11 protein-coding genes are annotated in these 14,091 nt (G+C 38.6%); 5 read left to right on the forward strand and 6 right to left on the reverse strand.

What is annotated here, in order from left to right:
- The first annotated feature begins 22 nt into the window (after nucleotides 1–22).
- The gene (locus ACJVDH_RS13835) at nucleotides 23–772 is read left to right on the forward strand and encodes an EcsC family protein (protein WP_443943998.1); all 750 of its coding nucleotides are present in this window, start codon (nucleotides 23–25) and stop codon (nucleotides 770–772) included.
- 217 nt (nucleotides 773–989) lie between these two features.
- On the opposite strand, the gene ACJVDH_RS13840 is transcribed toward ACJVDH_RS13835, so the two are convergent.
- From ACJVDH_RS13840 to ACJVDH_RS13860, 5 genes are all read right to left on the reverse strand, one after another.
- Nucleotides 990–2,762, reverse strand: a complete 1,773-nt coding sequence (locus ACJVDH_RS13840) for a serine hydrolase domain-containing protein (protein WP_443943999.1) — start codon at nucleotides 2,760–2,762, stop codon at nucleotides 990–992.
- A gap of 49 nt (nucleotides 2,763–2,811) precedes the next feature.
- Entirely contained in the window at nucleotides 2,812–4,131 is a 1,320-nt protein-coding gene (locus ACJVDH_RS13845) for a RagB/SusD family nutrient uptake outer membrane protein (RefSeq protein WP_443944000.1), read from the reverse strand.
- A 20-nt stretch (nucleotides 4,132–4,151) separates the two neighbouring features.
- Nucleotides 4,152–7,130: a SusC/RagA family TonB-linked outer membrane protein gene (locus ACJVDH_RS13850; protein WP_443944001.1), complete on the reverse strand. Its 2,979-nt coding sequence runs from the start codon at nucleotides 7,128–7,130 to the stop codon at nucleotides 4,152–4,154.
- A gap of 37 nt (nucleotides 7,131–7,167) precedes the next feature.
- Entirely contained in the window at nucleotides 7,168–8,361 is a 1,194-nt protein-coding gene (locus ACJVDH_RS13855) for an anhydro-N-acetylmuramic acid kinase (protein ID WP_443944002.1), read from the reverse strand.
- Between the two features lie 214 nt (nucleotides 8,362–8,575).
- Nucleotides 8,576–8,986: an RNA-binding S4 domain-containing protein gene (locus ACJVDH_RS13860; RefSeq protein ID WP_443944003.1), complete on the reverse strand. Its 411-nt coding sequence runs from the start codon at nucleotides 8,984–8,986 to the stop codon at nucleotides 8,576–8,578.
- Between the two features lie 156 nt (nucleotides 8,987–9,142).
- Here ACJVDH_RS13860 and ACJVDH_RS13865 point away from each other — a divergent pair, with 156 nt between their 5' ends.
- Both ACJVDH_RS13865 and ACJVDH_RS13870 read left to right on the forward strand, forming a co-directional pair.
- Nucleotides 9,143–9,961, forward strand: coding sequence for a 2,3,4,5-tetrahydropyridine-2,6-dicarboxylate N-succinyltransferase (locus ACJVDH_RS13865; RefSeq protein ID WP_443944004.1), 819 nt, complete (start codon nucleotides 9,143–9,145; stop codon nucleotides 9,959–9,961).
- A 15-nt stretch (nucleotides 9,962–9,976) separates the two neighbouring features.
- Nucleotides 9,977–11,176: a glycosyltransferase family 4 protein gene (locus ACJVDH_RS13870; protein WP_443944005.1), complete on the forward strand. Its 1,200-nt coding sequence runs from the start codon at nucleotides 9,977–9,979 to the stop codon at nucleotides 11,174–11,176.
- 7 nt (nucleotides 11,177–11,183) lie between these two features.
- On the opposite strand, the gene ACJVDH_RS13875 is transcribed toward ACJVDH_RS13870, so the two are convergent.
- On the reverse strand, nucleotides 11,184–11,726 hold the full coding sequence (locus tag ACJVDH_RS13875; RefSeq protein ID WP_443944006.1) for a DUF4136 domain-containing protein: 543 nt from the start codon (nucleotides 11,724–11,726) through the stop codon (nucleotides 11,184–11,186).
- A 196-nt stretch (nucleotides 11,727–11,922) separates the two neighbouring features.
- On the opposite strand from ACJVDH_RS13875, the gene ACJVDH_RS13880 reads away from it, so the two are divergent.
- Nucleotides 11,923–12,489, forward strand: coding sequence for an L-threonylcarbamoyladenylate synthase (locus ACJVDH_RS13880; protein WP_443944007.1), 567 nt, complete (start codon nucleotides 11,923–11,925; stop codon nucleotides 12,487–12,489).
- Between the two features lie 90 nt (nucleotides 12,490–12,579).
- Complete coding sequence (locus tag ACJVDH_RS13885; protein WP_443944008.1) at nucleotides 12,580–14,082, forward strand: CCA tRNA nucleotidyltransferase; 1,503 nt, start codon at nucleotides 12,580–12,582, stop codon at nucleotides 14,080–14,082.
- The last annotated feature ends 9 nt before the right edge of the window (nucleotides 14,083–14,091 follow it).

Raw genomic sequence — 14,091 nt, forward strand, 5'->3', positions numbered from 1 at the left:
TGATTATTGCCACTAAGTAATTATGACATACCAAGAAAAAACCAAAAGCGAGTTAGATTTCTGGATATTCAAATTATTGAAAAAACCATCATTTGCCAGCAAAGCAACAGATAAAATTCAGAAGAAGATTAATAGTTATATCCCGGACAAAATACATAACGCTATCACCGTTGCAATTAAACAGATGGTTAAAGCAGTGCTTTTTGGATCAAAATATACAACAGCATTGCCTGCAAATAATTTATCTCTACTCCACACCGAGGCTTTAGTTAAACAAAAAATAGAAGCTTATAAAAAGACGGGGGCTGCAGAAGGCGGAATAACAGGGGCGGGTGGTTTTCTGATGAGCCTGGCAGATTTCCCGATTTTACTGGGAATTAAAATGAAATTGCTCTTTGATATCGCCGCTTTATATGGTTACGATGTTAAAGATTACCGCGAGCGTTTATTTATCCTGAATATCTTCCAGCTTGCATTTTCCAGCAAAGAAGAAAGTCAGAAAGTTTTTCACAAAATCCAGAATTGGGATCAGCAGGCACATGCTTTACCAAATAACGTTGATGATTTTGATTGGCTTACTTTTCAGCAACAATACCGCGATTATATTGATTTGGCTAAGTTGGCTCAACTTCTCCCATTTGTTGGCGCTGCCGTTGGTGCAATTGCAAATTATAAATTAATAGAAAAACTTGGCGAGACTGCAATGATGTGTTACCGTATGCGAATGTTTGAACGCAGCCTGATTGAATATGCGCAAAACAACTCAAAATAGTCAGGCAATTCTATCTTCCTAATCTCAGCAATATGTATTAAAAAACTTGCAGTACTCTTGTTTTTTATCTGACCTTGTCTTTAAACTAACATATGGAAAAAGGGAGAATTTTGACAAAATTTGCAGGCACAATGTCGAAATCGTTCCATCATCCTTTTGGCTTTATATAATTTATTTCCTTGATGCAAAAAAAGAAAAGCCGCTTAACCGCTGTCCTTTAGTTTTCTTGTTTCTTAGCATTTAAAATTGCACGGTATATTACATCCTGAATACGGCCTCTAATATTCAAGGTATTTAAACTTTTATTTTTATCGTCCGGATACACGCGGTTTGATAAAAACACATAAACGAGATTGTATCTAGGATCTACCCAAATAGCTGTTCCGGTATAACCCGTGTGACCAAAAACTTCAGCTGAAGCCAATTTAGAAGGATATGCTTTCGTTGGATCGGGATCTTTACGATCAAAACCCAAACCTCTCCGACTTACTGTTGATTGATTGGAAGTAAAATACATGATGGTTTCGGGCTTAATATAATTTGCACCTCCGTATGTCCCTTTATTTAACCACATCTGACCCAGAATCGCCATATCATTTGCGCTTGCAAAGAAACCCGCATGACCGCTCACTCCGCCTAACATCGCTGCACCCGGATCATTTACGAAACCCTGAACGCGCATTTTGCGCAGCCAGCCATCGTTTTCTGTAGTCGGTATAAGTTGTTCTTTCAAAAATCTTTTCCGCGGCAGAAAGCCGGCAGTTTTCATTCCTAAAGGCTTATAGAAATTTCTGAAAGTATAATGATCAAGCGTTTCTTCAGAAATTTTTTCTACAATTTCTTTCATATAATACATACTCAAATCGCTATAAACGTATTTCCCTCTGGTTAATAATTTATCGCTGAGCATTTCTGGCCACATTACATCTTGAAAATAATTGGCTTTCAGATAATAGTTGTCTGCCAGTTGCGTTGGGTATTTTTTTGAAAATGTGGTATCGGTGTCTCCAGGTTTTAATCGTTCATAAAATTTTATATACGGATAAAAACCCGCTTGATGGAGCAAAATTTCTTTGACTTTCAAGTTTTGCTTTTCTGGCATTTGCCGCGTCCTGGCGATGTATTTTGTAACCAGACTATCTACAGAAAGTTTTCCTTCGTCATACAACTTCATGCTCATCATCGTTGTGGCAGCGAGTTTGGTAACCGAAGCCATGTCGAAAATATCATCGATAGTTGTTTTGCGTTGTTTGCTGTATGTTGGCGAACCAAATGCTTTGTTGTAAATCATATTTCCGTCTTTTATCACGGCTATTACTGCGCCAGGTGTGCCTTTACTTGCAATTGCCTGCTGGATGATTATCGGAATGCTATCCAGATCAGACTCGTTTATGCCAACAAATTCAGGAATTGTATAATGCAAACGCGTGGCCTGCTTTCCTTCTGCCAAACCGCCGAAAATAAGTTGTGGTATAATTGTGGCGGTAATCGGCGTATTGTAAATACTTTGGATGCAAACAGATTGGAAACCATTTACCTCCACAGAATCTTTGCTGGTGCCAACCTGCACCACAACAACTTGTTTTTGCTTTTCAAGTTCAGATATAAATTGAGTTAGTTGTTTTGTAATTCCTTCAGACGTTTTAAGGATGATCACATTGAACAATTTTAAATCATCGTTCAATAGGTTTAAATCTTGTTGATTTTGGGTGTAGATTTTTGGCAACCGCGTCAAATCCGCGTATTTACTCGCTAAACTATCAAAAATGGTGTTGTTGGTAAAACTAAGATTAACACTAGCTATCTGTGCATCTTCGAGTGCCAAAAGCGGGATCTTCCCATTCGCGTTGTGTATTAAATCAATTGCATTCCACTCCTTTTTTTCCTGAAGGAGATATTTCAAGTTCTCGGTATGTTTTTGTGCCGAAGACATTAAAAAACTAAACTGAAACATTAGAAAAATGATACTTACTGATGCACGAAAATTCATATCAGAAAAATTAAATAAAGAGAGGATACCTTTCGGTATCCTCTGAAAATTATATTGCCGGATCTGCCGGAGTATTTGGATTGGTGAGTCTTTCCTGATCTGGATAAGGATAGAAATTACGATTGCGTTCAGTTATATCTGCTGGTGGCGCCGGACGGCCAAACCTGCGACTGTCTTCCAATCGTTGTCCGCTCAAATACAGCTCTGCACAACGCTGTTTATATACTTCCAGTAGCAGCGCATCTTTAGAAACTGTTCCGTTATAGGCTGCCAAACCTGGATAAATACCAAAAACATCTCCACTGGTTTGTGTTCTGATTTCATTAATCAACGCCAATGCATCAGCCAATGTTCCATTGTTTCTTAAAATCGCTTCTGCACGGATAAGTTTCATCTCATCTGGAATATACACGGGCACTTCTCCAATCTGATTGGTTGCAAAAGCATTCAGCTTTCTGGTTGTTGTAGTTGTTGTACCGGTTGTTGTTGTGGTGGTGGTAATATAAAAAGCTTCACGTTTATCTCCACTTTCAAATAAAGCAGTAGGCAAACCCAGGTTGGCTTGTGGCGTATAATATTGCAGTGTAACAGCAGTATTCCAGATTGGATTTACGGTTGTAGTGCTGTACGTAAATACACTTTTACTGGTTAAATCTACTGCCGAGGCATTTGTAATAGCGGCAGCATAATTTCCGGCCATCAAATTATACCGCGCATTAAATGCGTATAAAGCATTTTTTAAATTGAAGTTTGTGCCCGAAACATTTGTTGTAAATTCTGCAGAAACCGGCGTAGCATTAATTTGTGCAATGGCTTCATTTAACAACCGGATTGCTTCAGTTAAAACCGCCTGGCGTGCATAAAATGGCGCATTTCCAGCCTTACTGGTATTGATATTACTTTGTTCAAACGAAACCGCCAAAGTGCCCAACGCAATGGCTTTATACAGTTTTGCATGCGCAAGTATACCAGACAAAGTGCCACCAGTAATTGTGCTGATATTTCCTGCATTGTTGATAACATCTTCGCTCATACTCATCAATTTCTGCATATTGGACCACAATGCAAGTACATTTCCATTTGCGGTTGGCAAGGCGGTACCACCAGCTTCAAGTTCTAAAGTATTGGTAAAAGTTGCCGTTCCTTTAAGTTCTCTGGCGGTAACCGCCGGATAAAAATAGGAAGCAGCAATACCGCTGGTTGAGTAATATTGACGCAAGCCAACACTCAGCCCAATTATACCTTCGCGCGTTGTAAGCACATCTGCTTCTGTTGGTGCATTGGGATTTAATACATCTAACTTACAACTGCCGCCTAAAATTAAAATCAGACTCAGTAAAGTAAGTTTCAGTTTATATATCTTTTTCATTTTTGATTTCTTTAAGGTTTTTAAAAGGTCATACTTAATCCAACAATAATTTGTCTCGGTATTGGAACTTCAACAAAGTCGAATCCGCGTACAGCAGTACTTTGTCCGGCCGAGTTAATTTCGGGATCATAACCACTATAATTATCAATAGAAAATAAATTCCTTCCGGCAACGCTGAACTTCATACTGCCATTTTTCAAAAATTTAGGTTTAAAATCATAAGAAGCGGAAACTTCGCGAAGTTTAACGTAAGAGCCGTCTTCTATCCAGTTTTCGAAAATGGAAAATAAAGCAGCAGAAGTTCCTTTTGGTACTTCGCCTCTTAGTTCTGCTTCATAACCTTTTAATCCACCATATAAATCGCGATCTCCTACTCGGCGCGTAAAGTTGAATACATCGGCACCGATAGAGGCATCTATCTGCGCACGGAAAGAAAAATGCTTGCCAACACTAACTTCATTAATTAATGATCCTGTCCAATCCGGATTTGGATCGCCAATTACTTTGCGCAAATTGCTGCCGTTTGCACCACGTGCAGGTTGTGGCAATCCATTTACTGTTACAATAGATCCATCCGCATTGCGGGCGAAATATGTCGAATAGAAAGCGCCGATTGGATAACCATTCACCGCAGCTACCTGACTAAAACCACCTGCGAAAGAAAGTACACCGCCCGGAATGTTGTCAACCACGTTTTTATTCCGTGAATAAATGGCTACAATGTTCCATTTTACTTTATCGGTAAGTACCGGAACACCTCTAAGCATAATCTCCAAACCGCGATTGGTCATTGTACCGATATTCAAATATTCGCTACTGAAACCTGTGCTTGGCGTTAAATTCACCAAATTAAGCAGGTCGCTCACATTTTTGCGGTAGTATGAAAATTCCAATCCAATGCGTTCATTAAAGAAACTGATATCCGTACCCACCTCAAATTCTTCTTGTCGTTCGGGCTTAATTGAACTGTTCCCCAACAAAGTTGAAGAATATACACTTGGCAGACCGCCAGAATTTGCAGGTAGATAATTGGTATATTGGTCAAATGCACCTAAAGCAGTTAAATTTCCGGATTCACCGTAAGAAGCACGAATTTTCAGACTAGAAATCACATTTTTAATTTTAGATTCCTGCCAGAATTTCTCGTTAGATAAAACATAACTTCCGCTAAATTTTTTATAAAACTGAGAACGGTTATCTCGCCCAAAAACAGAAGAAACATCGTTTCTTAAAGCTGCAGTAAGGTAAAGTTTATCCCACAAACCAAAAGTTTGCTGTAGATAAGCGCCCATTACATTAATGGTAGAACGCGCTTCTGTTCCGATAACAACCCCATTATTTACTGTTTGACCAACCAATCCAAGTTGCGTAGCTGTTAAACCGGTTTGATAAACTTTTTCATTTTGTGCAGTAGCGCCAATACCGGAAGTTGATTCTAGCCAATCGGTAATTTTTGTTTGATAAGATGCCGTAATGTCATTATTGACCATAAAAGTTGTACGGTCTGCACGTTTAGAATATCCGGTATTGTAGGTTGGTGTTGTATTTCCTACCGGAATGTATCCTGTTCCAATTTGTGTTGCGTTATCATATCCCAAAGTGTAGTTAATGGTTAGGCCTTTAACAGGTGTTGCGGTTGCCTGAAAGTTACCAATAAAACGACTTGTACGTTGTTGAAAATCAAATCGGTTAATTGCCTCAAGCGGATTTGTACGCGGAACCGCAACGGGAGATGTAGAAGGATAAACGCCGTTAACCGGATTTGGATTGATATAATTATTGGCAAAAATAAATCCCGTTAATGCTCCGTACGCTTCATTTAAACCACCATTTGGAATCTCATGGCTGGAACTGATCACGTAATTTGCACCAGCAGAAATTTTCAACCAATTGGTAATCGTTTGATCTACGCGCACTTTTGCACCGCCTCTGCTAAAATCAGAATTATCTATAATCCCTTGGTTAAACAGATAATTTCCACTTACATAATATTGAGTTCCATTGCTTCCTCCAGAAACCGAAACGTTATTTTCTGAACCATAAGCTGTCCGAAAAATATCATCCTGATAATCATATCGCTGTACCGCGGTTTGTGTCAAATCTGTTGCTGTTGTATTGTTAAAGCGAAATGGATACGTATTTACATCCAGAGTTTTACGTACCTCACTTACTTTAAAATTTGTAGACGCAGTAATTACCGGTTTGCCTTCCTTACCTTTTTTCGTAAAAATCTGCACTACCCCATTACTGGCACGCGAGCCGTAAATGGCTGCCGCAGCTGCACCTTTTATAATTTCTATGCGGTCTATATCATTTGGGTTAATATCTACCAAACGATTTTGTGCATATCCGCCCAAATCCAGCAACTCTGCCGAATTGTTATTAACAATTACACCATCTACAATATACAGTGGATCGCCACCGCCAACAATTGTACTTGAACCGCGCAAACGAATACTGATCCCTCCTGCCGGATTACCAGAATTTTGAGAAATCTGAGCACCTGCAACTTTACCGGCCAAAGCCTGATCTATTGAGGTTGCATTACTATTGACGAGATCTTTTGAACTTACGGTAGAAATGGCGTTGCCTAAAGTTTTACGACTTGTTGCCACCGAATTTCCGGTTACCACAACCTCATTTAGCCGAACCAAATCTTCATTAATTGTAGCATTTATGGTTATTGTTTTTTCATCTCCAAGAATTAAAACCTGGTTTTTCGGACTGTAGCCAAGAAAACTAAAGCCCAATTGATATTTCCCAGCACCTAATTTTGCTGAAAACTGAAAGTTTCCACTTCCATCTGTTGCGCCACCAATTGTTGTATTTTCTATCTTGATACTCACGCCGGGTAGGGCTTCTCCGGTTCTTGCATCTTTAACGCTTCCTTTGATTAAGTAGGGCCCGCTTTGCGCGTAAATTGTTCCAAACAGTACCAAAGAAAAAAGGACGATCAGAAGACTGGGCCTGACCAGCCTGGTTAGTAAATTTTTATTCATATTTTAAGTTTTATGGTTGTTTAGGGTTGATAATTCTTTATCCCGGCAAACTAATTTTGCCCATTGCTACTGCCGGCATCTCCGGCCTGTTAGCGTAGCTATATTCTTCTGCGGCAACACATTCATTGGCCAAAAGCGCAAATAAAACAGCTTCTTTTGCATCCGGATTAATGCCCAGCTCGTTTGTGTCTTTCATTTCGCAATTTAAGTACGCAGATAATTTTTCGCGAACAAGTGGATTGTGCATGCCTCCGCCACTCATGTACACTACAAAATTTTCTTGGTTTGTTAATGATTTTGCAATTGCATCGGCAATAGTTTTTGCGGTAAACTCTGCCAGCGTGGCTAAAATATCTTCGTTAGCCGGAAAAACATTTAGCTTTTCCAAAGCACTGCTCAGATAGTTAAGGTTGAACAATTCTGGCCCCGTAGTTTTTGGAAAACTGAGGGTAAAAAAAGAATCAGACAAAAGTGCTTCAAGTAGTGGTTCATTTACTTTTCCGCTTTTTGCCAGTTTTGCACCATCATCAAAAAATTTACCTGGATAATTTCTTTGAACAAATTGATCCATCAATGTATTTCCGGGGCCGATATCTGTCGAGAAGATTTTATCAAAGCTGAAACCTGCCGGCAGGAAAGTAAAATTGGCAATACCACCAATGTTGAGCAGAATACGGTTTTCGGTTTCGCTGGAGAAAATTAAATAATCTCCATAAACAGCCAATGGCGCACCTTCTCCGCCTGCAGCAATATGTTTTTGCCGAAAGTCGCTTAACGTTATAATGCCGGTTTTAACAGCGATATGATCGGCATCGCCAATTTGTAATGTCGCATTTGGATAATTTGGCAGTTGGTGGATAGATTTCGGCGCGTGGTAGATTGTTTGTCCGTGACTGGCAATCAGATCAACCTGTTCTGGTGCAACATTCCATTCGGCGAGTGCCTGTAAAATAAGCGTTGCATGGAAATTGCCTATATAAGCATTCATCAATGTAACACTTTGTAAATCTACTTTGCGTTGAGAAGAAATTTTGCGGAGTTCTGTTTTAAATTCAGCAGAATAATCTACCGTCTTAAAATTTAATAGCCGGATAGTAGTATGAATACCGCTGCCAGAAAATTCGCAAAGTGCAATATCCAAACCATCTAAAGATGTACCGGACATTAATCCGATAATGATTCTCGATTCAGATTTACTAATATCATGGAGTTTTTGTAGAGATTTATTCATCTAAAGCCGAATTTACCATCAATAAACACGCATCAAAATGCAAAAAAGCCCCGCTCACTATTCGTTCTGGTAAATATATAGATTTTAGATCCTCATTTTGTGCATTTTTCCAAATAAAAAACGCACAAAAACGCATATCCCAATGTTTCGTAAAGCTAAATGCATTTAGATGGTATATCGCAGTCAATTTTTTTAAGAAGCCACAAAATTCAGCTTATTGCTCCTCTTTATCTTCTTCAAAAAAACCATCTATTAAACCATCGGTTTCGCGCCGGTCTTTTTTTGTCGGTCTTCCGCTTCCGCGATCTCTCCTTAAAACCGGCGCATGAAATACACTTTTAAAACTGTGTGTATCTTCAACCGGAGTTAAGTCCTTATATTTTGTTAAAGCTGTGGGAGAATCTGTCCTGTTATAAGAAAAATCAACAACTTCAATTATTTTTTTTTCAATTCCTTTGGAAACCTGGTAAACGTCGCCAATTTTCACAATTGCAGATGCCTTAATATTTTGGCCGTTTAACTTCACCCGCCCGGCTTTACAAGCATCGGTAGCCATACTGCGTGTTTTAAAAAGTCGTATCGCCCACAAATATTTATCTATCCGAAGTTTTTCCTGTTCTGTCATAGCACCCAAAAATACGCATCACCTTGTTATCTCTGAAATCCGCAAAGGATATTTTTGTTACGGGCGTAATTTATCACAATTGCATTGCATTTCTTACCAAGTTTTGGCCTGTAATAAGATAAAATTGATTTATTTTGCGTAAAATTTAAAAACATCATGTATTCAGATTTAAAGAAATTAATTGAAGCCGCCTGGGAAGACAGAACCCTGTTAAAGTATAGCAACTATTGTGAAGCCATTGAAACCGTTATTTTAGGTTTAGACAAAGGTGAAATTCGTGTTGCCGAACCTGTTTTAAACTCTTGGGGCATTAATGAGTGGGTTAAAAAAGCGGTTATTTTATATTTTCCGATCCGTGAGATGAAGGAAATTAAAAGCGGCCCTTTTGTTTACCACGACAAAATGGATTTAAAAACAGACTATAAAGCAACTGGTGTGCGCGTAGTGCCAATGGCAAGTGCGCGTTACGGATCTTTTTTGGCTAAAGGTGTAATCATGATGCCATCTTACGTAAATATTGGCGCTTATGTTGATGAAGGTACAATGGTAGATACCTGGGCAACTGTTGGTTCTTGTGCGCAAATTGGTAAACGCGTTCATTTAAGTGGTGGTGTTGGTATTGGCGGTGTTTTAGAACCTGTACAAGCTGCTCCGGTAATTATTGAAGATGATGCCTTTTTAGGATCGAGAGCTATTGTTGTAGAAGGTGTAAAAGTAGAACGCGAAGCAGTATTGGGTGCAAATGTTGTATTAACTGCATCTACAAAAATTATTGATGTTACCGGCCCTGAACCTGTAGAATACAAAGGTATTGTACCTGCCCGTTCAGTAGTTATTCCTGGAAGTTATACCAAAAAATTCCCTTCTGGCGAATATCAGGTTCCTTGTGCATTAATTATCGGAAAACGTAAAGAGAGCACAGATAAAAAAACTTCCCTTAATGATGCATTAAGAGAAAACAATGTAGCCGTTTAGGCAGAGCGCGAATAGGTGAAAGCTGAAAGCAATATACAAACCACTAAAGTCGAAAGCACCGAACTTGAGCAATCAAGCTTTGGGCTTTCAGCTTTTAGTCCTCGTCTCAAAATTGGCTACGATGGTAAACGCGCAGCAAACAATCTTACCGGATTAGGCAATTACAGCCGTTCTCTGATAGAGCAGCTCGCCAAGCAATTTCCAGAAAACGACTATCTGGTTTACACGCCAAAAATAAAATCTTCTAAACAGATTGATGCTTTTTTCGAAACCGAAAAAGTAAAACTGATACAACCCGTAAACAGCGCACTTCTTTGGCGTAGTTTAAATATTTTAAAAGATTTACTTCGCGATGGCGTTCAGATTTATCATGGCCTAAGTCATGAAATCCCTTTCGCAATTCACCACACCAAAATTAAATCTGTAGTAACCATTCACGATTTAATTTTTCTGCGTTATCCAGAATATTATAAATTTATAGACAGGAAGCTGTACGCGTTTAAAGCGAGGTATGCGTGCAAAAACGCCAACAGGATTATTGCAATCAGCGAAAAAACAAAATCAGATATTGTCGAATTTTTTAATGTCGATGCCGATAAAATCGATGTGGTGTATCAAAGCTGCGACGATTCTTTTAAAAGCGCTTTCCATCCAACAAGACTTAATGAAATTAGGAAAAAATATCAATTGCCAGAGCAGTTTATTCTAAATGTTGGTACAATAGAACCACGCAAAAACTTAAAACTTTTAATTCAGGCTTTAAGCAAGGTTCCTGCAACACACAAACTTATCGCCATTGGCAGACAAACGACCTATTTTAAAGAAGTTGAACAAGAGATTATTAAACTCGGCCTGCAAGATCGGGTGGTTTTTTTGAAAGATATTCCTTTTGGCGATTTGCCGGGAATTTACCAACTGGCGAGTATTTTTGTTTATCCGTCGTTTTACGAAGGCTTCGGAATCCCCATTATAGAAGCTTTGTACTCTTGTGTACCTGTTGTTGCAGCCACTGGCTCTTGCCTGGAAGAAGCAGGCGGCCCGGATAGCCTGTATGTTTCTCCTACAGATTCAGACGTGCTTGCACAAGCAATTAATAAAATTCTATCTTCTGAAGAACTTAAACTTAGGATGCAAAAAAAGGGCTACGAATTTGTTCAAAAATTCAATAGCCCGTTGATTAATCAGCAACTGATGGATATTTACCAGCAGCTTTAAAATTTTATTATTTAGGCGGATATTGTGCCAAAATTTCTTTTACACCAGTCTGGAACCTTTCTTCGCGTTTTTTGTAATTGTCCATATTCAAACCGCTACCCAAACCGTGCCAAAAGAGTTTCTTCTGTTGAGGATCTAAAAAATCGATAATAATTGTGCCTTCTGTAAATTGGTTTACATTATTGAAGCCACCGCCCCAAAATCCTCCGCGCCAGCCCCAACCCCAGCCCATGCCGTAATAACCCGGACCATAGTTATAAACTTCTGTACGCTCGCGAGACACCAAAACCAGGTTAACCAAAAAATCTGGTTTCCCTTCTGCTTTAACAAAACCTTTTGCGGCCATCTCTGCATCCAAAGCAGCCATTAAACGTCTCTTATCTAAATCATTCAGACGAAGACGGGCAAGGCCTTTATCATAAAAACTATAACTTTTATACGCACGAAAATCTACATTTTTATCATAATCTGAAGCAGTACGTAGAGAACTGCAGGATGATAATGCTACCACAACTGCTAGAAGCATTATAAGTTTAGCGAATATTTTCATTTCTAATGTGTTTTGTCTTTTAATAACCTCAATAAATATAACGATATAAACTGTAAAAAAGATTTCGTTAAAGTATAATTCTTGTAATATTTACGCGAAAATAACGGATGAAAATAATGATTGTTTTATCGTAATATGTTAAATTATATCATATTGACATTATTTAACATATCCATTTAAAAATTACCTTTGCATTATGCTAAAAGAGGAAATAAACAAAGCTTTGGAAGTGCTGAAAGCGGGCGGTGTAATTCTTTATCCAACTGATACCATTTGGGGTTTAGGCTGCGATGCAACCAATCCGGAAGCGGTAGAAAAGGTATTGAAAATAAAAAATCGACCGGCAGAAAAAAGCCTGATTGTTTTGTTAGATACAGACAGTAAATTACAAAGTTATGTAACCGAAATTCCCGATGTTGCTTACGATTTGATTGAATACGCGGAAAAACCCTTAACCATCGTTTTCTCAGGTGCAAAAAACCTGGCAAACAATGTAATCAATACAGACGGAAGTGTAGGCATCAGAATTGTCAAACATGATTTTTGTACACCCCTCATTCAACGGTTCAAAAAACCGGTTGTATCTACTTCTGCTAATCTCAGTGGTGAACCGTCTCCTAAATTTTTCGATGACATTGAACCTGCCATTGTCGATGCTGTAGATTTGGTAGTTAATTTTGAGCAGGAAAATCGTACAGCAAAAACGCCTTCAACTATTATGAAGATATCTTCTGGTGGCCAATTTGAATTTTTACGAAGATAGACAATCGAGCCAAATGCCCTTTTATTCGCCTTAAAGGCAGCAACGCCAAATGTTTTTCTTAATTTCGTGCGGTAAAAGGTACACACAATTATGCAGGAAAAATTAACTGATGGCGATAAGGACTTTTCGTTGGAAGACATTCCCTTTTTAAAAAAATCGATCTTTCAGAATTCAGGCGTAAAAAACGAACCCGGAGATTTAACGCCTATTTTTAGAACCTTATCGATCATTGCAGACAAAAGTGAACTGAAAGCTTTTGTAATTGGTGGTTTTGTACGCGATCTGTTTCTTCAGCGCCCGTCTAAAGATATCGATGTTGTTGTTGTGGGCAGTGGGATTGAATATGCAGAAGCTGTAGGTAAAAAACTAAACAGCAAAGTTGCCGTTTTTAAAAACTTCGGCACAGCTAATATCAAATATCAGGATATTGAAGTAGAATTTGTTGGTGCCAGAAAGGAATCTTACCGATCGGACTCGCGTAAACCAATTGTTGAAGACGGGACTTTAGAAGACGACCAACTTCGCCGTGATTTTACCATTAATGCATTGGCCATAAACCTAAATAAAGACAATTTTGGTGAATTACTGGATCCTTTTAATGGATTGGATGATTTAAACAATAAAATTATCCGTACACCTTTAGATCCTGAAATTACCTTTTCTGACGATCCTCTACGTATGATGCGTGCCATTCGTTTTGCATCGCAGCTAAAATTCAGCATCGATCAAAACGCATTGATAGCAATTAAAGCACAAAGAAAAAGAATTTCAATCGTTTCAAAAGAACGTATCACAGACGAACTCAATAAAATTATCCTTTCACCAAAACCTTCTATAGGATTTAAACACCTCTTTGACACCGGTTTACTGGAAATTATTTTCCCTCAAATGGCGCAACTTTATGGTGTAGATATCATTAAAGGGAAAGGCCATAAAGATAATTTTTACCATACATTAGAAGTATTGGATAACATTTGTGCAGATACAAACGATCTTTGGTTAAGATGGGCTGCCATTTTGCACGACATTGCCAAACCCGCTACCAAACGATTTGAAGAAGGCCATGGTTGGACTTTTCACGGCCACGAAGATAAAGGCGCCAGAATGGTTCCAAAAATTTTCGCGCAGCTAAAACTTCCGCTAAATGAAAAAATGAAATATGTGCAAAAATTGGTTCAGCTTCATTTAAGACCAATTGTACTTGCACAAGATACCGTTACAGATTCTGCCGTAAGGCGCTTATTATTTGATGCTGGCGAAGAAATAGAAAGCCTGATGCTGCTGTGCAATGCGGATGTAACCACAAAAAACGAATACAAAAAAACCAAATACCGCAACAACTTTGAGCTTGTTAAACAGAAGCTGAAAGATGTAGAAGAACGGGACAAAATTCGCAACTGGCAACCGCCAATTACCGGATTAGACATTATGGAAACCTTTAATTTGCAGGCGGGCAAAGAGGTTGGTTTAATTAAAAATGCGATTCGCGAAGCGATTCTGGAAGGCGATATTGCAAATAATTATGCTGAAGCCTTCAATTTTATGCTCAATCAAGCAAAACAAATGGGATTGAATCCTGTTAATAAAAATTAATTGCCGAAA

Origin of the sequence: Pedobacter terrestris (assembly GCF_052343045.1) — a bacterium.
GTDB lineage: Bacteria > Bacteroidota > Bacteroidia > Sphingobacteriales > Sphingobacteriaceae > Pedobacter.